Here is an 18,877-nt window from a genome sequence, read left to right on the forward strand (position 1 = left end):
CTCCCTACATGTTTATCGTGTGACGAATAAATAAAAGACTGATGACCACATGGCAATGATGACACCTGCAACGATCATGACCGATGTAAACGTTCCTTTTAGGTTCGGTTCTTGCCCATCTTTATGTTCCACGTGTAAGACCCCTTTCGGTTGTTTTTCCACTTTCATTGTATGCAATCACCTAAGGGATAATATGTGACTTTTGTCACTCAAAAAGTGACAATCACATCAAATTTGCGTAGTTTCAACACACAAAATTCACATTTTGATAAAAGTAGGTCACAAAAAAACCGCCTTCACATGAGGCGGTTCATAAACGACATATTCCTGCAGGACAACCCTCGCAGTGACAAAGCTCTTTCAAAAAATCAACATCATGAATGACAATCGATTTGGCTGTCGTGCTGATGACTCCTTCTTTTCGCCATTGACTGATCAATCGATTCACCGTCTCGCGTGGCGCTCCAATCAACTGCCCGAGTTCTCCATCTGACGGATGACGAGGAATGACGATTGTCCCCTCTTCCTCCACCCCATGCATGGCTGCCATACGGAGTAGTGTCGAAGCCAAAGCGCCTGGTTTGCCGTATAGCAATAAGTCGCGTACTTTCATCTCTGAATGTTTGCGCATCATCGATGTCCATCGCAAAATTTCTCCGGCAAAGCGGATATCACGTTGCATGAGCGATTCCAACTCGCGTTTTGAAATGGTTCCGATGGTACTTTCCTCAGTCGTCTCAATGCTATACGAGCTGGGGAAAGTTTCGACAATGTCAAACTCACCAAAGAAATCATCCGAACCATACATGAACATGACGAGTGGATTTCCTTTTTTCGTGATTTTTGTGAATTTGACAGAACCACTCTTCAAGTAAAAGAACTTATCACACTTTTCACCTTCCCAACATACGATACTCGCTTTCGGATGATGTTGAATCGTCATCATTTCCAGTAGCAATTGTTTCGTTTCATTTGAGAATACAAAACTGTTCGGTTGGGTCGTTCCACATTGCATTGACATAGGTCGGTGCTCCCTCCACGTTTCATTCGTACGTTCCAATTATGACTTTATTATACAGGAGTGTGACAGGGAGTATCAGAAAAGTATGTGACATTTCAAACAATCTTTTTCAAAAAAAGAGAGACCCGGCATTTGTACCGAGTCTCTATAGCTTTATCGTTGAATCAATCGAATCAATTGTTCAGCCGGTTTGAAGTTCGGATACCGAACTGGTAAATCAAATTTTGTCGTGTTTTTCAAAATAGACTTCGCGTGACTAAACGTCTCAAAGCTCGTACGTCCGTGATAGGCCCCCATACCACTCTCACCCACTCCACCAAACGGTAGATTCGGGTTCGTTAAATGCATAATGACATCGTTCACACACCCGCCTCCAAAGGAAAGATGTTTCATAATCGTTCTTTCCACATCCTTCGACTCTGTAAATAGATAGAGCGCAAGCGGATGCGGGCGGTCAGAGATGAACTCGATCACTTCATCTAGCTGACGATACGGAATGATCGGTAAAATTGGACCAAAAATCTCATCTTTCATCACATCGGCATCTTCTTCGAGATTCGTCATGACGGTCGGTGCGATTTTTAGCTCATCTCGGTTCGTTTCCCCACCAAAAGCAAGTTCGCCTTCTGTCAAATAGTGAGACAAACGGTCGAAATGCGATTCGTTGACGATACGCGTGTATCGTTTCGTACCGACACCGTTCCCGAACATCGCAAACGCCTCTTGTTTGATTGCCTCTAAAAATGCTTCTTGCTGCGATTCATGTACGAGCACGTAGTCTGGCGCGACACACGTTTGCCCGGCGTTCATCCATTTCCCCCATGCGACACGTTTTGCCGCAATGGAGACATTCGCATCTCCGTGAACGATGACAGGTGATTTCCCTCCGAGTTCGAGTGTGACGGGTGTTAAATGTTCTGCTGCCGCCTTATTTACGATGCGACCGACTTGCGTCGAACCTGTAAAGAAAATATAGTCCCATTTTTGATTCAAGAGCTCTTGGGCTGTGTCTTTATCCCCTTCGACACTGGCTATATATCGATCGGTGAAAGCACGTTCTAGCACCTGTGTCAGGACACGCGCGACGTTCGGTGTCAGTTCTGAGGGTTTGACGACCGCTGTGTTTCCCGCGGCAATGGCACCAATGAGTGGCGCGACCGCTAGTTGGAACGGATAATTCCATGGAGCGATGATCAATACCGTACCGTATGGCTCATATTGAATTTCACTCTTCATTCCAAGATGGATGGCAGTTCCACGTACACGCTTCGGACGCATCCATCGTTTCAATTCGCGTGTCGTCCGAGAAATCTCATCATAAATGAATCCGATTTCTGTCGTATACGCATCCATCTCCGATTTGTTCAAGTCCTCTTTAAGCGCTTCTAGCAAATCCGCTTCATAATGCTTGATCGATTCCTTTAAAAACGTCAGCATACTTAAACGGAATGCCATTGATTTTGTCGCCTGTGTTTTAAAGAAACGACGTTGTTTTTGGACAAGCTCGTCAATCGTCAATTGTTCAATCGGTGCCAGCATGAACTTTCCTCCTTATGATTCATCACATTGATTTCATTTTATCATCGAGTGAAAAGTGAATCAAAAAAACGCTTTCATCGATGCCAGTTACACTAACCGTTTAAATGTTTAAACATTTAACCATAGAGTAATACATTACTTTTATCGTGTCAAAATATCCGTCTTCCCTTTACTACACTGACAAGAAAGAGGAGGCTCGCCCCCCATAAAATCAAACCAGTCAGCGTGAATTGCTCGACGACTGAAAGTGGCAGAGCGCTTAAAAAAGAAGATCCCGCTACCGTCCCGAGAGAGAAAAAGGCATAGAATGCCCCGTATGCTTTTCCTCGATTTTGAGGAGAAGTTGATTGTATCAACAATGTGTTGATGGCCGGGAAAAGAATCGCAAACCCAACACCATATAAGGCAAGTACCCCATAAAGGCTCGTTTGTACACCTGCTTGTCCAATTAACATCTGGCATGTCCCAATAATCGCCACCCCAAGTGCCGTCAATTTGGTCGGTGAAAATCGATCGAACAATCGGTTCGTCGGTAATAAAAAGAATAAGACGGCGACTACGCCGAACATACTGAGCAACGTCCCACTCAATCGTGAATCATAGCCAAGCTCCTGCACATGAACCGGTAACAAAAACGCAAGTGCCCCTTGGGAAAACATGAGGAAGAATGCCCCCCAATAGGCTCGAATCACTTTCGGGTCTGGTTTTATCGGTGCTGTATGGGTATCTTTCTTCGAATCCACCGTTTGATTCCGTCGCATCGTTACGATTGTCACGAACAGAATCACCCAACCGAATAAAGAAACAAATAAAAAGACAGTCGGTGGTGATGTGATACTGGCGACAATTCCACTGAACGCAGGACCGATAATGGCCGCTAATCCGACGAAACTACCGGTGATGGCGACTTTCTTCCCTTGACGATTCATTGCGGTGATGTTCGCAGACAACGTAAACGCAGCCGGGACGATCAGTCCAGCCATAAAGCCGTGGACACACCGGACAAGCAGTAATATGGATGGCGAGTCGACGAATTGGTAAGCGAGTAAACTTAAGCTCGTCAGAAACAAACCGAGAACCAATACGCGATATGGACCATTCTTGTCAGTCCATATACCGGACAGCACATTTCCAAACGTGTTCGTCAACGAATAAATCGCGATGGAAAAACCAGCAATAAATGAAGATGCCCCAACGGATAACGCAAATGTGCTCATGATTGGGAGTTGGGCGAACAGATCAAAAAAAGCAAAAAATACAATTGCATATAATATAAAACGTGATGGAGTTTTCATTAGACATTTCCTCTTTCTCGGTATCTTATCCTTAGTCTAGCTGGAGCTCCAACCGTTTCATAGGGATGAATGGGTTTGGACACAAAAAATCCCTACAGCCAAAGACTGTAGGGAAAACTGTTTAGTTCGTCACTTCAACCGCTGTATCGAGAGCGACACGAATCATTTCATCAAACGTCGTCTGACGCTCTTCTGAAGTCGTCTCTTCACCTGTCAACAAGTGGTCAGAGATTGTGAGGATTGTCAACGCGTTTACTTTATGCTTCGCCGCAAGCGTGTAAAGACCCGCTGCTTCCATCTCGATTGCGAGGCAACCGAAGTCCGCCCATTTCTTGAAGTGGTGGAAGTCATCTTGATAGAATTGGTCCGCTGTGAAGATTTGTCCTACTTTGACCGGGATGCCGGCTTTCTCTGCATTCATATACGCACGATGTAGGAGGTCGAACGTCGCTGTTGGTGCATAGTCCATTCCGTTGAAGCGGACACGGTTTTGCCCCATCTCACTTGATGCGCTCATGGCGATGACGACATCACGCACTTTGACGTCTTCTTGAATTCCGCCGGCAGTTCCGACACGGATCAAGTTTTTTGCACCGTACGACATGATGAGTTCGTTCACGTAAATCGACATCGAAGGCACACCCATCCCCGTTCCTTGGACCGAGATGCGTTTTCCTTTGTACGTACCCGTGAAGCCATACATCCCACGAACTTCATTATATAATTCGACGTCTTCTAAAAACGTCTCCGCAATATACTTGGCACGAAGCGGATCCCCTGGAAGTAATACCGTTTCTGCAATTTGTCCTTCTTGAGCTCCAATGTGTACACTCATGTTTGAATTCCTCCTTTAAGCTTGTCGTTGAACCTTTTCCCGAAATTCGTTCGGAGTAACACCGACTTGTTTTTTAAAGACCTTCCGGAAATATTTATCGTCCGAAAAGCCGACTGCTTGGGCGACTTCATAGATACGCTGTCTACTCGTCTCTAACAGGCGCTTCGCTTCGTTCATCCGAATCGTCAATACGTATTCGGACAAGTTCACGCCATATTGTTGTTTAAAACGTCGCGAGATGTACTCTCGACTTAAGTAAAATCGTTCGCTCATCCCTTGCAAACTCAGTTCTTCCGAAAAATGCTGTTCAATGAACGTTCCAATCTGAGAAATCGGGTCTTCACTCGATCGATCCACCACGTCCCCTAACGCGCGTGCCAACGTATCATTCAATACATCCGGGTCGATCGGTTTTAACAAATAATCAAAGCTTCCATACTGGATGGCGCGTCGCATATACGAATATTCATCGTATCCTGTCAACACGACAAGCTTAGAAAATGAAGCATGGTCGTGTACCCACTCCATCAGCTCGATCCCATCACAATGGGGCATTTGAATATCGGATAAGATGAGCGCTGGACGTTCTTGTTCGATGAGCGCCTGTGCTTCACGCCCATCCGTTGCTTCAAGAATCGTCGTCACACCGAACCGTTCCCATTCACCGAGTAATTTCACCGCTTCCCTTACCGGAGATTCATCATCTACAATCAACACTTTCGTCATGACGCCACCCCCTCAGAAGAAGCCGGGAAACGCATCATAATTCGAAAACCGCCTGTTTCAGGTGTAGCCAACATAAATTCTGCCTCCCGATTATAGTTTAACATGAGTCGATCGCGAATGTTTCGTAATCCTGTGCCTTCCGTGTCATAAAATGTCGAATCACTTTGTTCAATCCGTGACATGACTCGTTCCCATTCTTCTGTCGTCAGCGAACGACCACTGTTCTCACAACGAATCACGAGTGACGTGCCGTCCATCCAGGCCGTCACATCAAATCGATTCGCTAAAGCAGAGCCGTCCCGCTCGAACCCATGCTTGAAAAAGTTCTCTGCCAACGGCTGCAAAATCATTTTTGGAACAATCAGTTCATGGAGGTCTTCAGGAACTGAAACGGTCACTTGAAACTGATTTGGAAATCGTACGTCTTGAAGACGAATGTATGAGTTCAAGTGTTCGATCTCTCGTTTCAGTGTCACCATCGACTCTTCTGGGTGCATGGTATACCGCATCATCGAAGACAGTTGCGTGATCAATCGATAGACCGTCTTGCCATCTCCCTTCAATGCCAATGTTCCAATCGACTGTAACGTATTAAATAAGAAATGCGGATTGGTTTGCGCCTGAAGCGTACGAAGCTCATTCGTCCGATTCTCTAAGGCGAGCTTATACTCTCGTTGAATTAAATCATCGATCCGTTCAATCATTCGCTTGAACTGTCTTCCGAGTACGCCGAACTCATCATTTCCGAGGGAATCGAATGAGACGGTCATGTCACCTTGCTCGATTCGCCAAATGTTTGAGGTCAACGTCTTGATCGGTGTCGTCAATTTCATCGAAGCATAGGTCGCTCCGATCAGTGCCAAAATGAGCGAGACCATCCCGACAAGCAAGATGATGAATGACGTTCGTGAAGCCGGTTCGGTCAAGAGTTCATCTGGAATTGATTTACCGACATAAAACTGCTGATGGTCGAACTCGAATGTTTTCGTGATCTGATGATGTTTTCCATCGGTCGAGATGGATCTCGGCTGAAATGAAGACGGAATTTCTCCCTCACCGAGATGGGCAAACACACGGTTGTCTTCACCGACGAACCATAAACTCTCATCTGGACTATTTTGCAAAGAAGCCAGCTGCCCGATGAATAAATTTTCAGGGATATCGAGCGAAAGAATAGCAAGTGGTTCATCCGTTTCAATCTTGTCGAGCCTGAAATGAAGCGTCACGACGTCTTCTTGTGTCATGATTGGTCCGAAATCATGATAGGCAACAAGTGGATGGGATGCTTCTAATAAGACACGACTTTTCGAGTTATCCAAGAGCTGTTGTTGGACGGCGCTCGGCTCTTTTTTCGATCGTGGTGACACTTTCATTTTATAAGCCGCAAACGAATCCATATCTTCGAGCATTAACAGCTGAATTTGCGCCACGTCTTCTCGGGACAGATACATCGCGAGGAGCGCGCGCCGCACTTCAATCTCCGTTTCTCGTAACGAAAGCCCCGGTCCATACTCCAAAATGTCTAATACGTCACGATCAGCGTATAAACTCGTTGGCAATCGACTCAAATCAGAGATATAGCGTTCCATCTGACGTGTCCCCCGTTCGAGCGACCATTCGGTCATCTCAAGACCACGTTCACGCTCCCGATCTTGCACGTACCAAAATGAAACAATCGTCGCTAAAATGACCGGTACAATGATGGTCAACGCAATCATCCCCGTTAACTTTGTCCGTATGCTATTCACCGATATCCCTCCTACCCAAACAGTATATCACGCACTATGCAAACGTTTGCAAAAAACCACAAAAAATTTCCTCGTCTCTTTTGAAACGAGGAAATTTCTTTTATTCATATGATTCCATCAATTCAATGAGTTCAGAACTATGTCCCCAATCACGTGCCGTATCAATCGGTGTCATCCCGCTATCATTTTGGAGCGTGACGTCAGCTCCGTTGTCTAGCAAGAGTTGAACTGTTTCTTCATCAACCTCATCATTGTAGAACAAGTTGTGAAGTGGCGTTTCGCCATACTCGTCTTGAATATTCACGTCAGCACCATTTTGTAATTCTGCTTCGATCTCTTCATAGCTCGCATTATTATACGTCAATTCTTGGATTGGTTCTTCCCATTCCAACGCCCAATCATCTGCAAGGTCCTCACTCATCGCCGCAGATACAATCTCCGTCAAATCATCGTTAATGAAGAGAAATGCGATAAGTGCCCCGTTTCCAATAACCGTCAATAAAATCATCGAAATGATAGAAGCTTTCACATATCCAGCCGTCTTGAAGACTGGAATGTTTTCTTCACCTGCAGCTGTTGCAATCGATGCGATTCGTTTCGGTAACGTTGGATGCGTCGACAACAACTCACTATACTTCGCGATAAAACCGTTCTCTCGACTTGCTTCGTACAAATAGTCGAACTCATTCACTTCTTTCGCGAGCGGTCCTCCGATTGCAAGAACCGTTAACGCACGCTTCGCCGCCCCGAAGTCTTGAATGTAATGAGCAGCCATCCGGTCACACGTATATTCACAAGCACGTGAATAGGCAGAACCTAAGAAAGGAATGATACTACCGAGCAAGACGACCCACTGCTTTTGGACATGGTTACGACGAATGTGTGCCAGCTCGTGTGCGATGACAAACTCCACTTCTTTCGTCTGTCCCGTCCGTGTTAATTCCACGACATCCGAATACAGAATGACCATATTCTTCTGGAAGAAACGTGTGGCAAAAGCGTTTAATGCACCACCCGCTTGTAAAATATACACATCTGGCAACAAGCGAATGCCCATATCTGCCCCGACGCGTTGAACCATCTCATGAAGTTCTGTAAACTGACGAGCCGTCACTTTGACACCGTTCGTCCGAATGTACCCGATTTGAATCCAGTGAGTAAAGAGCGAGAGCGATACGATTGTACCGATGATCCATAAAAAGAGACCGAATGAGGCTACTGTCAGCACGATTCCGAGGATTAACATGAGCACGCTTGCTGCAACTAAGAGTGAGAAGTATAATTTTTCTCGTTTATGTACCAAGTTTGAATGATTCATCTATTTTCTCCTTCTTTTTCCAAAATACATGTTTAATTATACCGTTACTTCCAGAAGAAACAACGAAAAAAAATAGAAACTGACAAAGTCGTCAGTTTCTAGCGAATCGTTACTTGATAAAGTTGATCGTCTTGAGGCTGTGGGTTGCCTCGTCCGTCCGTATTGTTCGAAATAAAATACAAGGTGCCATCTTCTAACCACACATCACGAATCCGACCTACATCTTCGACAATCGTCGTCACTTGTTTCGTTTCACGGTCGATGGCAACAAGCCGCTCGTTCCGAAGCGTCGCCATATAGACGTACTGTTCATCCGTCGCGATACCAGAAGGTGCCCAAGACGTCTCGCCTACTTCAAACCACGGTGTGACAAGGCCTTCTTGTTCCTGATTCGCCTCAATGATCGGCCATCCATAATTGTTTCCTTCTTCAATCACGTTGACCTCGTCATGTCCGCTCGCCCCGTGTTCGCTCGCATAAAGAACTTCATCAATTTGACTCAATCCTTGAGGATTGCGGTGACCGAGCGAATAGATCCAGTCGGTCGGTTCACCTTCACCCGATAATGGGATTCGTAGAATCTTTCCGGCTAATGATGATTCGTCTTGTGCGAGTTCAGGCACGAGCGCATCTCCCGTCGTCACCCAAAGATGCTCACCGTCCAGCAATAGGCGACCTCCGTTATGAAAACGTGCACCTGGAATCTCGTCAAGCAAGACATTCGTCTCCTCAAAGCGTTCTCCATCCCATGTCAACTCGACCACACGATTTTGAACGTTTCTTCCTGACGATCCATACGTATGATACGCGTAAAGGATTCCGCTCGATTCAAAATCTTCGCTTAACGCAAGACCGAGGAGCCCTCCTTCACCAATCTCGAATACACTTTCCTTGAAATTCACGTCTTGTCGGGTTGCGCGACCCGAACCGTCAATCACGGTGATGGTACCACCGCGTTCGGATACGAGCCATCCTTCCTCTGTTCGAGCGAGTGACCACGGAATGGACAAGTTCTCGGCAATGGCGGTCACTTCTCCAATCTCAAGATTCGACTCTTCCGTCATACTCGTTTCACTGTCAGTCTCTGACTCACTTCGTGTCTCTTCTGAAGTAGGTGGTTCTGTTCCTTCGTTCGTTTGTTCTGGCGCACACCCCATCAGAAACAACAATGTCACAATCCCAATTTGACGTTTCATGTCGGTTCGCCTCCCTTTCCTTCATCATACCCTTGTTTCACGAGCGCTGTGAAGGTTCCGGTGGGCGAGCCGGCAAGCGGGACGCGATGACGAACGCGATGATTGCGGCGACCATCGCCCCGATAAAGATGCTGTTCAATCCGGTCGCAATGATTTGTTCTCCTTGAAGTCGCACCGAAGCGTTCAACGTCTCCGTGACGCTCTGATTGAAGAAGTCTTCTAATGAAACTTGAGATAACGCGCTGCTCTCTTTAAAGTCGGTGAGTACAACAAAGTTAAAGACTGCTCCGAACACCGCTACACCGAGCGTTTGACCAACCGTGCTTAAAAATGAGTTGGTCGCCGTTGCCGTTCCACGCTGTTGATACGAGACGACAGTTTGCAGGACAACGATAAACATCGGTTGAGACAATCCGAATCCGACACCGATTAGCGCCACTGCCCCATACACCCATACGTCTGAACTCGACTGGGATAACAGTGTTAACGTCAGCGTCCCGATGATGAGCAATCCCATCCCGATCAAGGCGCGTCGTCTCGGAGAAGCCACTCCGAGTGTACGCCCACCAATAATCGATGTGAACGTCCACGCGACCGAGAGTGGCATCAACATGAACCCAGCCTCCGTCGCCGATTTTCCCAACACAGCTTGTGCCCAGATTGGAATGTAAGCAGACATGGAGACGAGCACCCACGCCGCAAAAAAGACCGAACCGTTGATGGCAGCAATCGTCGGTTGCTTGAGTAATTCAAACGGCAATAACGGAGATTTTGCTTTTCGTTCAGATACGAAGAAGCCAACTAGTAAGATGATACTGAATACCCCACTGGCAACAATGGTCGTCGTCCATTCATTCGTTTCACTGAATGTGATTAAGGCATACAGGAATGCTGTCGTCCCACCTGCGAACAAAAGCGCGCCTTTCAAGTCAATCCGCTCAGTCGTCTCAGCGACTTTCTCTTTATAGAAGATGATAATCATGATAAACGAAAGTAACGCAAATGGTACGTTCAATAAAAAAACGTAGCGCCAAGATAACGTTTCGACTAAAAATCCTCCGATGACCGGACCGAGTACACCCGACACGCCCCATACGGCACTTAAAATCCCTTGAATCTTTCCGCGTTCCTCATATTTGTATAGATCGCCGATAATCGTCATCGAAATCGGAAGGACGGCACCTGCCCCTAGACCCTGTAGCGCCCGAAAGACGATCAGCTGTTCCATCGACGTGGCTAACCCACATAAGAGTGAGGATAGCGTGAACAACCCGATGCCAAACAAAAGGACACGCTTCCGCCCGAATAAATCCGCCACTTTCCCATATATCGGTGTCGATACTGCTGTAAATAGTAAGAAGGCAGCAAATACCCAGCTGACGAGCGTCGCCCCGTTCAACTCACTGGCGATGACAGGCGTCGCAACTGATACGACCGTCCCTTCAATCGCCGCTAAAAAGGTTGCCAATAAGAGGGCAACCGTCACATTTTTTCTCATCCGTTCCATCTCCCCAAAAAAATAGTGGCGTCGGAAGGTTCCGAGCACCACTTCAACTGTCTATTATTTTGTGCGAGCCACGTCCATTTGACAAGTGTCATCTTCTGATTCGAAAAAGAATGTTTAACCATTCAAAAAAACACAGACGGTGAAGGGGTCGTTTCACCGTCTGCGCGCTTTTTATTTCACTTTGTCTTGCCATACTTTCGTGAAGTCTTGAAGCATCTCTTCACCTGTTTTTTGTCCACCAACATATGCCTGCATGAGGGCACCGTATTCATTCACCGCACCATCCGGATACTTAAACCAGTTCCACGAGATGGTCTTTCCTTCATTCGAATATGCGAGGATGTCATCCGCGAGCGGTCCGAGGTCGTTCGCTTCAATCGACTTGAATGCAGGAATAAACTTGAACTTGTTGACCATATAGTCTTTCCCAGTATCAGATGTCGCCATCCATTCTAAGAAATCTTTTGCTTCTTCTTTATACTTCGAGTTCTTGTTGACGACCCAGTTGTTCGGGACACCAACCGGTAGGCGGTCCATTTTCTCGGCATCGTCATTGATCGGGATTGGAACAAAGCCCATCTCCATATCCGGATTCACATCGAGAATCATCTGTTGTGCCCAGTTCCCTTGTTGGAGCATCGCTGTCTCTCCTTGGGCGAACTGTGTGACTTGTGTATTATAGTCTGTCGTCAACGGATTCTTATTCCCGTATTTGATCGTCAAATCAAACAGCTTCAAAAACTCCTGGAACTGTTCATTGTCTTCAAACTTCGCTTTGTTTTCGTTCAATGCTTGAATAAACGCATCCGGATCATCTTGTTGCGCCATCGGAATATTTAAGAGATGAATGCCTAAAATCCAAAACTCTGCATAACCGACAGAGAATGGTGTGATCCCCGCCTTCTCTAATTTTTCTGCCGCTGTTGTCAATTCAGAAAGTGTTTTTGGTAACTCATCGATGCCAGCTTTTTCAAACAGTGCCTTGTTATAGATAAAACCGTATCCTTCAAGGTTCATCGGCATTCCGTAAAGTTTACCATCCATCGTCATCGGCTCTTTGGCGACTTCCGTTAAATCACCGACCCACTTCTCGCTCGACAAGTCCTCGAGTTTGTCTTTCCACGTCTGTGCTTCTGTGAAGCCACCGTTATTAAAGATGTCCGGTTCATTGCCCGAAGCGAATTGAGACTTGAGGGCCGCACCATAGTCCGCACCGCCACCGACCGTTTGAACGGTCACTTTGACGCCAGTCTCTTCTTCATACTCTTTCGCCATTGCTTCAAGATCTTTGGCGATTTCCGCTTTGAACTGGAAGACATTTAACGTGACGTCTTTCTTGTCACCACTATCTGCATTCCCTTCAGAAGAACCTTCATCCGTGAGTGATCCTCCTCCACAAGCCGCTAATGATAGTACCATCCCAGCCGTCATGACCGCAGTCGACAATTTCCACTTCCGTTTCATTTCATTTCCTCCCTTAACCTGATCCATTCTTTACAAAATCAACTTTAAATGAAAACGCTTCCATGATGTAGGTGTCAAATTTGACGAATAGGGTGGAAAATGTTGCACAGAAAAAACAGGACTCATATTTTGGAGTCCTGTCCGTGTTTCTTCTTATTATATTACAACAAGCTGATGCCAGCTTTTTCACACGACTGAATCACTTCTTGTGGCCAAACCGACGTTTGTACTTCTCCGATATGGCGCGCACGCAAGAGATACATCGCCACACGTGATTGACCGATTCCTCCGCCAATCGTCAGTGGAAGCGTGCCTTCGAGGACACCTTGGTGGAATGGATATGCCCGTTTCTCGTCCGCATCCGCTTTCTTCAGCTGTGCGTCAAGAGCCGTTTCATCTACCCGGATCCCCATCGATGACAACTCAAATGCCGATTCGAGTTCTGGATGCCAGACGAGGATGTCACCGTTGAGTGACCAATCGTCATAGTCAGCCGCACGTCCATCGTGCTTCACGCCAGATGCAAGAAGGTCACCAATTTGCGAGATAAAGACGGCGCCATATTCTTTACAGATGGCACTCTCACGTTCTTTCGGTGTCATCGTCGGATATGCGTCCTCTAACTCTTGACTCGTGATGAAATGGATGGCTTCCGGAAGAATCGCTTCAATGCCATACGTTGTTTCCACTTCCGATTCCGTTTCACGGAGTGCCGCATAGATCGACTCGACCGTTGCTTTTAAATATTCCATCGTCCGTTCTTCTCGAGCGATGACCCGCTCCCAGTCCCACTGATCAACGAAGAGAGAGTGTGTCGCATCGAGTTCTTCATCACGGCGAATGGCGCGCATTTGCGTGTATAACCCTTCTCCGACTCCGAATCCATAACGTCCGAGTGCCTCACGTTTCCATTTCGCAAGCGATTGAACGATTTCAAGTTCATGTCCTGGATACATCGTATCGAACTGAATGATGCGCTCCACGCCGTTTAAATGGTCGTTGACACCACTTGCCGACTCCACGAATAGTGGTGCCTGCACTTGCGTGAGTCCGAGTTCACGTGAGACCTTCTCCTCGAAAAGTGCCTTTACTGCTGCGATTGTCTGCTGTCTTTCCTTCATCGTGCTTGTTGCTGTTGTCATTTTCCGTTTCCTCCAATTGTGGAATATTTGAAAATGAAGCCATGAAAAAAAGCCCTCCATTCCCATTGAACATGGGACGGAAGACTTCGGTTCCGCGGTGCCACCCAAATTAGTAGACGAATCTACTCACTTTTTCGAGACAATCATCTCGTAACTCCGATAACGGGGAGCGGTCCGGCTACGTCTACTGGCAAAGCGTTCGGGTAGCGACTCCAGGAAGTTTTTCGACGAAGGGTTAAGACCGGGCTCACACCACCCCCGGATCGCTTGACTCACTACCTTCGTGTACTCGTCCTTTCGACGTCGTTCACAATTGAATTGAGTTCATTATTATAAATATTCAGACTAATGTCAACGACTTTTTTTCAAAAAAATTAATCCTCCGTGTAGCGAACGGAGGATTCCCTTGGGAGGGTTATTTAATCGAGCCACTTGTAATCCCTTTGATGATATGTTTTTGCATACCGAAGAAAAAGACTAAAAGTGGAACGATTCCTAACACTAAACCAGCTAACGCCAAATCCCATTGCTTCGTGTACTGCCCAAAGAAATAGAACGTTGCGAGCGGGATGGTCCGCAACTCCACATCACGGAGAACAAGTGATGGCAATAAGAAGTCGTTCCAAATCCATAGGCTATTCAAGATGACGATCGTCACCGTGATCGGCTTGAGTAATGGGAAGACGATGCGCCAAAAGACGCCCCATGTTGAACAACCATCGATGATTGCGGCTTCTTCAATCTCTTCGGGAATCGATTTCATGAATCCGTGGTATAGGAACACGGAGATTCCAGAACCAAATCCGAGATACATGACCATCAGTCCCCAATGACTGTTGAGTAGCCCGAGAATGCTTGAGACTTTCACAAGCGGGATCATGATCGATTGGAACGGAATGACCATCGCTGCCACGAATAAGAAGAAAATCATCGTAGAAATCCAATGCTTCGTCCGAACAAGTTTCCACGCTGCCATCGATGTGAAGATGACGATGATTGCATTCGCCCCGACTGTAATGAACAGCGAGTTTAAAAACACACGTCCATAATTCATCGCTTCCCATGCTTCCGTATAGTTTGACGTCAACCACTCATTCGGCAACGCCGATGTGTTCGTAAAGATTTCAGCCATCGATTTAAACGAATTGGCAACAACGTAATAGAACGGGACCAAATAGAGAAGTCCAAGCAAGATGGCGACAAGCTCAATGATTCCAAGGTTCCAAGAATATGTTCCCGGGCGAAGTGGACGTTGCGGAACGCGCTTCGGTGTTTTCTCTATGTTTCTCTCGACATGTTCCAATTTCTCAGTCGTCATGCTTCTACCTCCCGTTTTTTCGTCACGTACACTTGTGTCACCGTAATCGCAGCTACGACCAAGAAGAAGATGACCGCTTTCGCTGACCCAAGGCCATAGTTATTATTCACAAAAGATTCCGTATAAATATTTAAAGCTAACATCTCTGTTGATTTGAACGGTCCGCCGTTTGTGAGTGATAAGTTCGTATCAAACACTTTGAACGACCAAGAAATCGTCAAGAATAAACAGATGGTGATGGACGGCATAATCATCGGCAACGTGATGTGACGAAGCATTTTGAAACGGTTGGCTCCGTCAATCCGAGCCGCCTCCATCAAATCCGTCGGTACATTTTGTAGCGCCGCGATGTAGATGACCATGACATAACCGCCTCCTTGCCAGATGGCGACAATGACGATTCCCCAGAATGCTGTTTGCGCATCCCCGAGCCATGGTAGTTCAAACAAACTCCAACCCGTCAACGCTCCGATTGAGGCAAAGCCTTTTACATAAATGAACTGCCAAATAAATCCGAGAATCAACCCACCGATCAAATTCGGCATGAAGAAAATCGTACGCAAGAAATTTCGTGTTTTAATATTCATCGTCAACAGCAATGCCAACGAGAATCCAACGATGTTCGTCAGTAAGACAGAGATGATCGTGTATTTTGTCGTTATCCAAAATGAAGCGCGGAACTGCTCATCTTCAAGGAACAATCGCTGATAGTTATCAAATCCGACAAAATTCAATTCTCCGGTCACACCGTTCCAATCCGTAAAACTATAGTAAATCCCATTGAAGAACGGAATGAGAACAATCGCGACGAACGCTAGAAAAGCAGGTCCGACAAATGCTACAAAACTCGCTGGTTTCTTCCAATTTCGTCTTCGTTTCATCCGTTTCGAAGTTTCAGTCATGTGTATCGCCTCCACTATCAATGTATCGTGAAGAATCTTTTATGAAAACGGATACATTTGACGGAAAGGGTGGAAAATATTGAACGGAATGAATGAATTTCACGATCTGATGAGTTATGATAAAATCAATGATATTACGAACGGGTTGGATATCAATCGATTCGTTCCGTGCTTAAAAACGTTAAAACCGAATATTAACCAACATATAAATACACATCGTTCGAAAACGGAGGTACTTTCCTATGACAACAACCAAACCATTATCCGATCTAACCATCGCGCAACAAGCTAAAACATTGCCCATTAAAGAGATTGCAGCAAAAATCGGACTACAAGAAGACGATCTTGATCTTTATGGCAAATATAAAGCCAAACTTTCTTATGATGTCCTCGAGCGTGTGAAGACGAAAAAAGATGGAAAACTTGTACTCGTTACGGCCATCAATCCAACGCCAGCCGGAGAAGGAAAGTCGACGGTGACTGTCGGACTCGGGCAGGCCTTGAACCAATTGAATAAGCAGGCAATCGTCTGTCTGCGTGAACCTTCACTCGGACCGACGATGGGTTTAAAAGGCGGAGCAGCTGGCGGTGGCTTCAGTCAAGTCCTTCCGATGGAAGATATCAACCTCCATTTCACAGGTGACATGCATGCCATCACGTCAGCTCATAATACGATCAGCGCCATGATCGACAATCACCTTCATCAAGGAAACGACCTCGGCATCGATGTTCGTCGGATTGTTTGGAAACGCGTCCTTGATTTGAATGACCGCGCCCTTCGTCACGTCACTGTTGGTCTTGGCGGCCCCGCTCATGGCGTACCACGTGAAGAAGGATTCGATATTACTGTCGCCTCTGAAATTATGGCGATCCTTTGTCTCGCAGACTCTTTAAAAGACCTTGAAGATCGGATTAAGCGAATCGTCGTTGCTTATGATCACCAACAAGAACCGATCACTGCTGAACAAATCGGCGCTGCTGGGGCTGCGACTTTGCTGTTGAAAGAAGCGTTCAAACCAAACTTAGTTCAGACGATCGAACAAACCCCTGCCCTCGTCCATGGAGGACCGTTCGCGAATATCGCCCACGGCTGCAATTCGCTCATCGCGACAAAAACAGCATTAAAACTAGGAGACTACGTTGTGACAGAAGCAGGATTCGGGGCCGACCTCGGAGCTGAAAAGTTCTGCCATATCAAGTCTCGCGTCGGGGAGTTAAATCCAGATGCAGTTGTACTCGTTGCGACCGTTCGTGCTTTGAAAATGCATGGCGGCGTGGCGAAAGACCAGCTCCATATTGAGAATGTAGGTGCAGTCGGTAAAGGGATGAAACTGCTTGCGAAACATATCGACACGATGAAAAAACTCGGTCTTCCGACCGTCGTTGCCTTAAATCGTTTCAATTCAGATACTGAAGAAGAGATTGCGACAGTACTTGACTGGTGCAAAGCACATGAGATTCGCGCTTCGTTAAGTGAAGTGTGGGCAAATGGTGGAATGGGCGGCCAACAGCTCGCTGAAGCCGTCATTGATGCGGTTGAATCAAACGAAAGTAAGTTATCGCCACTTTACGAGTTAACCGATTCGATTGAACAAAAAATTAAAACGATTGCCCGGGAAGTATATGGAGCGGCTGATGTCACATTCACCGCAAAAGCTAAAAAACAAATGCTTGAGATTGAACAGAAAGGTTGGGCAGACTTACCAATCTGTATGGCGAAGACACCGTTCTCTCTATCGGACGACCCTTCCAAATTCGGTTATCAACAAGGATTCACCATTACGGTACGCGAATTAAAACCATCAGTAGGAGCAGGTTTCCTCGTTGCTCTCACAGGAAACGTTTTAACGATGCCGGGCTTACCAAAACATCCGGCTGCCCTCAACATGGGCATTGATGAATCTGGAAAAGCAATCGGACTTTTCTAATAGGAGGATGACACATGGTTCTTTCGGAGTTGACGTATCCAGACGGATATCAGACAGAAGTAATGGAAATTCGAGCAGAACAGTCCATTGGAAAAATATTCATCTTTCACGGAATGCTTGAGCACCATGAAAGATATATTGAGTTCGCTCATTTTCTAACAGAAAATGGATATGATGTGTTCATATGTGACTTACGAGGGGCCGGTTCAAGCGCTCACGAACAACAGACTTACGGACACCTCTCTCCGGGCGAGGGCTTTCCGCAACTTGTCGAGGATGCTCAATATCTGATTAACCGCTACGAAGATGAGCGCCCTACTTATGTGTTAGGTCACAGTTTCGGTTCTCTGCTCGTTCGTCGACTTGGTCAAATCATGGGGCATGCCTTGGCTGGAGTGATTGTCGTCGCGCCTCCCCCACATCCTGGGGTTGCAGGCGAAGTCGGGCATCGTTTAATCGCTTCCGTCATGAAACGTAAAGGTGCCACGCATCAATCACGTTTCTTTGAACGCCTTTTGTTCGGGCGCTACAACCTTAAGTTTTTGCCTGCTCGAACGGATAGTGACTGGCTATCAAGCGTCCCCGAGGAAGTTGATTCGTATATCGATGATTCGAATTGTGGGGGGCTTCCCTCACTCGGATTTTTACATGAAGTGACCCGTGCCTCACTTGATGTCACGACCGTCGCACGCATTCATGAGCATCCGAAGTCTCTTCCGATGTTGCTCGTCGCCGGGATGGACGACCCTGTGATCCATGACGGAGAGGGATTGAACGGAATCATCGAAAAATATCGCAAGGCGGACGTTGAACTGTCCGTTGCGACATATGACGATGCCCGACATGAAATTTTGCGTGAAGCGGACCGGGAACAAGTATGGTCAGACATACTCATGTGGATGAAACAAAACAAAACCCATTAAATGGTTTAAGCTCCT

16 protein-coding genes and 1 other annotated feature are annotated in these 18,877 nt (G+C 46.5%); of the genes, 2 read left to right on the forward strand and 14 right to left on the reverse strand.

The window, feature by feature from the left end:
• Positions 1-12: 12 nt before the first annotated feature.
• The 14 genes from PJK55_RS12690 to PJK55_RS12755 all read right to left on the reverse strand — a co-directional run bounded on the left by PJK55_RS12690 (position 13) and on the right by PJK55_RS12755 (position 16,011).
• The gene (locus tag PJK55_RS12690) at positions 13-168 is read right to left on the reverse strand and encodes a cytochrome c oxidase subunit 2A (RefSeq protein WP_143406615.1); all 156 of its coding nucleotides are present in this window, start codon (positions 166-168) and stop codon (positions 13-15) included.
• A gap of 142 nt (positions 169-310) precedes the next feature.
• Positions 311-1,021, reverse strand: coding sequence for a Crp/Fnr family transcriptional regulator (locus tag PJK55_RS12695; protein WP_271306031.1), 711 nt, complete (start codon positions 1,019-1,021; stop codon positions 311-313).
• Positions 1,022-1,174: 153 nt separating this feature from the next.
• Positions 1,175-2,560: an aldehyde dehydrogenase gene (locus tag PJK55_RS12700; RefSeq protein ID WP_271306032.1), complete on the reverse strand. Its 1,386-nt coding sequence runs from the start codon at positions 2,558-2,560 to the stop codon at positions 1,175-1,177.
• Between the two features lie 149 nt (positions 2,561-2,709).
• On the reverse strand, positions 2,710-3,855 hold the full coding sequence (locus tag PJK55_RS12705; RefSeq protein WP_271306033.1) for an MFS transporter: 1,146 nt from the start codon (positions 3,853-3,855) through the stop codon (positions 2,710-2,712).
• 121 nt (positions 3,856-3,976) lie between these two features.
• Positions 3,977-4,690 (reverse strand): purine-nucleoside phosphorylase, encoded by a 714-nt coding sequence (gene deoD / locus PJK55_RS12710; RefSeq protein ID WP_074033044.1) that lies wholly within the window; start codon positions 4,688-4,690, stop codon positions 3,977-3,979.
• Positions 4,691-4,705: 15 nt separating this feature from the next.
• A complete protein-coding gene (locus PJK55_RS12715; RefSeq protein ID WP_271306034.1) occupies positions 4,706-5,416 on the reverse strand; it encodes a response regulator in 711 nt (236 codons plus the stop codon).
• Positions 5,413-7,164, reverse strand: a complete 1,752-nt coding sequence (locus PJK55_RS12720; RefSeq protein WP_271306035.1) for a sensor histidine kinase — start codon at positions 7,162-7,164, stop codon at positions 5,413-5,415. The genes PJK55_RS12715 and PJK55_RS12720 overlap by 4 nt, the downstream gene beginning before the upstream one ends.
• A gap of 100 nt (positions 7,165-7,264) precedes the next feature.
• Positions 7,265-8,482, reverse strand: coding sequence for a M48 family metallopeptidase (locus tag PJK55_RS12725; RefSeq protein ID WP_271306036.1), 1,218 nt, complete (start codon positions 8,480-8,482; stop codon positions 7,265-7,267).
• A 98-nt stretch (positions 8,483-8,580) separates the two neighbouring features.
• Entirely contained in the window at positions 8,581-9,678 is a 1,098-nt protein-coding gene (locus PJK55_RS12730) for a PQQ-dependent sugar dehydrogenase (protein WP_271306037.1), read from the reverse strand.
• Positions 9,679-9,715: 37 nt separating this feature from the next.
• Complete coding sequence (locus PJK55_RS12735; RefSeq protein WP_271306038.1) at positions 9,716-11,176, reverse strand: MDR family MFS transporter; 1,461 nt, start codon at positions 11,174-11,176, stop codon at positions 9,716-9,718.
• 180 nt (positions 11,177-11,356) lie between these two features.
• Entirely contained in the window at positions 11,357-12,649 is a 1,293-nt protein-coding gene (locus PJK55_RS12740; RefSeq protein WP_271306039.1) for an ABC transporter substrate-binding protein, read from the reverse strand.
• A gap of 161 nt (positions 12,650-12,810) precedes the next feature.
• The gene (asnA, locus tag PJK55_RS12745) at positions 12,811-13,791 is read right to left on the reverse strand and encodes an aspartate--ammonia ligase (RefSeq protein ID WP_271306040.1); all 981 of its coding nucleotides are present in this window, start codon (positions 13,789-13,791) and stop codon (positions 12,811-12,813) included.
• Between the two features lie 69 nt (positions 13,792-13,860).
• Positions 13,861-14,101, reverse strand: a binding site (T-box leader).
• A gap of 105 nt (positions 14,102-14,206) precedes the next feature.
• On the reverse strand, positions 14,207-15,109 hold the full coding sequence (locus tag PJK55_RS12750; protein ID WP_083600080.1) for a carbohydrate ABC transporter permease: 903 nt from the start codon (positions 15,107-15,109) through the stop codon (positions 14,207-14,209).
• Entirely contained in the window at positions 15,106-16,011 is a 906-nt protein-coding gene (locus tag PJK55_RS12755; RefSeq protein WP_074033036.1) for a carbohydrate ABC transporter permease, read from the reverse strand. Before PJK55_RS12755 ends, PJK55_RS12750 begins: the two co-directional genes overlap by 4 nt.
• Positions 16,012-16,253: 242 nt before the next feature.
• Here PJK55_RS12755 and PJK55_RS12760 point away from each other — a divergent pair, with 242 nt between their 5' ends.
• Together PJK55_RS12760 and PJK55_RS12765 are read left to right on the forward strand one after the other, a co-directional pair.
• The gene (locus PJK55_RS12760) at positions 16,254-17,939 is read left to right on the forward strand and encodes a formate--tetrahydrofolate ligase (RefSeq protein ID WP_271306041.1); all 1,686 of its coding nucleotides are present in this window, start codon (positions 16,254-16,256) and stop codon (positions 17,937-17,939) included.
• 14 nt (positions 17,940-17,953) lie between these two features.
• Positions 17,954-18,862 (forward strand): alpha/beta fold hydrolase, encoded by a 909-nt coding sequence (locus PJK55_RS12765; RefSeq protein ID WP_271306042.1) that lies wholly within the window; start codon positions 17,954-17,956, stop codon positions 18,860-18,862.
• The last annotated feature ends 15 nt before the right edge of the window (positions 18,863-18,877 follow it).

The organism is Exiguobacterium sp. MMG028 (assembly GCF_027947425.1).
Classification (GTDB): domain Bacteria; phylum Bacillota; class Bacilli; order Exiguobacteriales; family Exiguobacteriaceae; genus Exiguobacterium; species Exiguobacterium aestuarii_A.

Coding starts and splice junctions, on each gene's coding strand:
- PJK55_RS12740 (WP_271306039.1), bottom strand. CDS start 12,649: ATGAAACGGAAGTGGAAATTGTCGACTGCGGTCATGACGGCTGGGATG.
- PJK55_RS12750 (WP_083600080.1), bottom strand. CDS start 15,109: ATGACGACTGAGAAATTGGAACATGTCGAGAGAAACATAGAGAAAACA.
- PJK55_RS12690 (WP_143406615.1), bottom strand. CDS start 168: ATGAAAGTGGAAAAACAACCGAAAGGGGTCTTACACGTGGAACATAAA.
- PJK55_RS12760 (WP_271306041.1), top strand. CDS start 16,254: ATGACAACAACCAAACCATTATCCGATCTAACCATCGCGCAACAAGCT.
- asnA (WP_271306040.1), bottom strand. CDS start 13,791: ATGACAACAGCAACAAGCACGATGAAGGAAAGACAGCAGACAATCGCA.
- PJK55_RS12735 (WP_271306038.1), bottom strand. CDS start 11,176: ATGAGAAAAAATGTGACGGTTGCCCTCTTATTGGCAACCTTTTTAGCG.
- PJK55_RS12730 (WP_271306037.1), bottom strand. CDS start 9,678: ATGAAACGTCAAATTGGGATTGTGACATTGTTGTTTCTGATGGGGTGT.
- PJK55_RS12725 (WP_271306036.1), bottom strand. CDS start 8,482: ATGAATCATTCAAACTTGGTACATAAACGAGAAAAATTATACTTCTCA.
- PJK55_RS12755 (WP_074033036.1), bottom strand. CDS start 16,011: ATGACTGAAACTTCGAAACGGATGAAACGAAGACGAAATTGGAAGAAA.
- PJK55_RS12765 (WP_271306042.1), top strand. CDS start 17,954: ATGGTTCTTTCGGAGTTGACGTATCCAGACGGATATCAGACAGAAGTA.
- PJK55_RS12700 (WP_271306032.1), bottom strand. CDS start 2,560: ATGCTGGCACCGATTGAACAATTGACGATTGACGAGCTTGTCCAAAAA.
- PJK55_RS12705 (WP_271306033.1), bottom strand. CDS start 3,855: ATGAAAACTCCATCACGTTTTATATTATATGCAATTGTATTTTTTGCT.
- deoD (WP_074033044.1), bottom strand. CDS start 4,690: ATGAGTGTACACATTGGAGCTCAAGAAGGACAAATTGCAGAAACGGTA.
- PJK55_RS12695 (WP_271306031.1), bottom strand. CDS start 1,021: ATGTCAATGCAATGTGGAACGACCCAACCGAACAGTTTTGTATTCTCA.
- PJK55_RS12715 (WP_271306034.1), bottom strand. CDS start 5,416: ATGACGAAAGTGTTGATTGTAGATGATGAATCTCCGGTAAGGGAAGCG.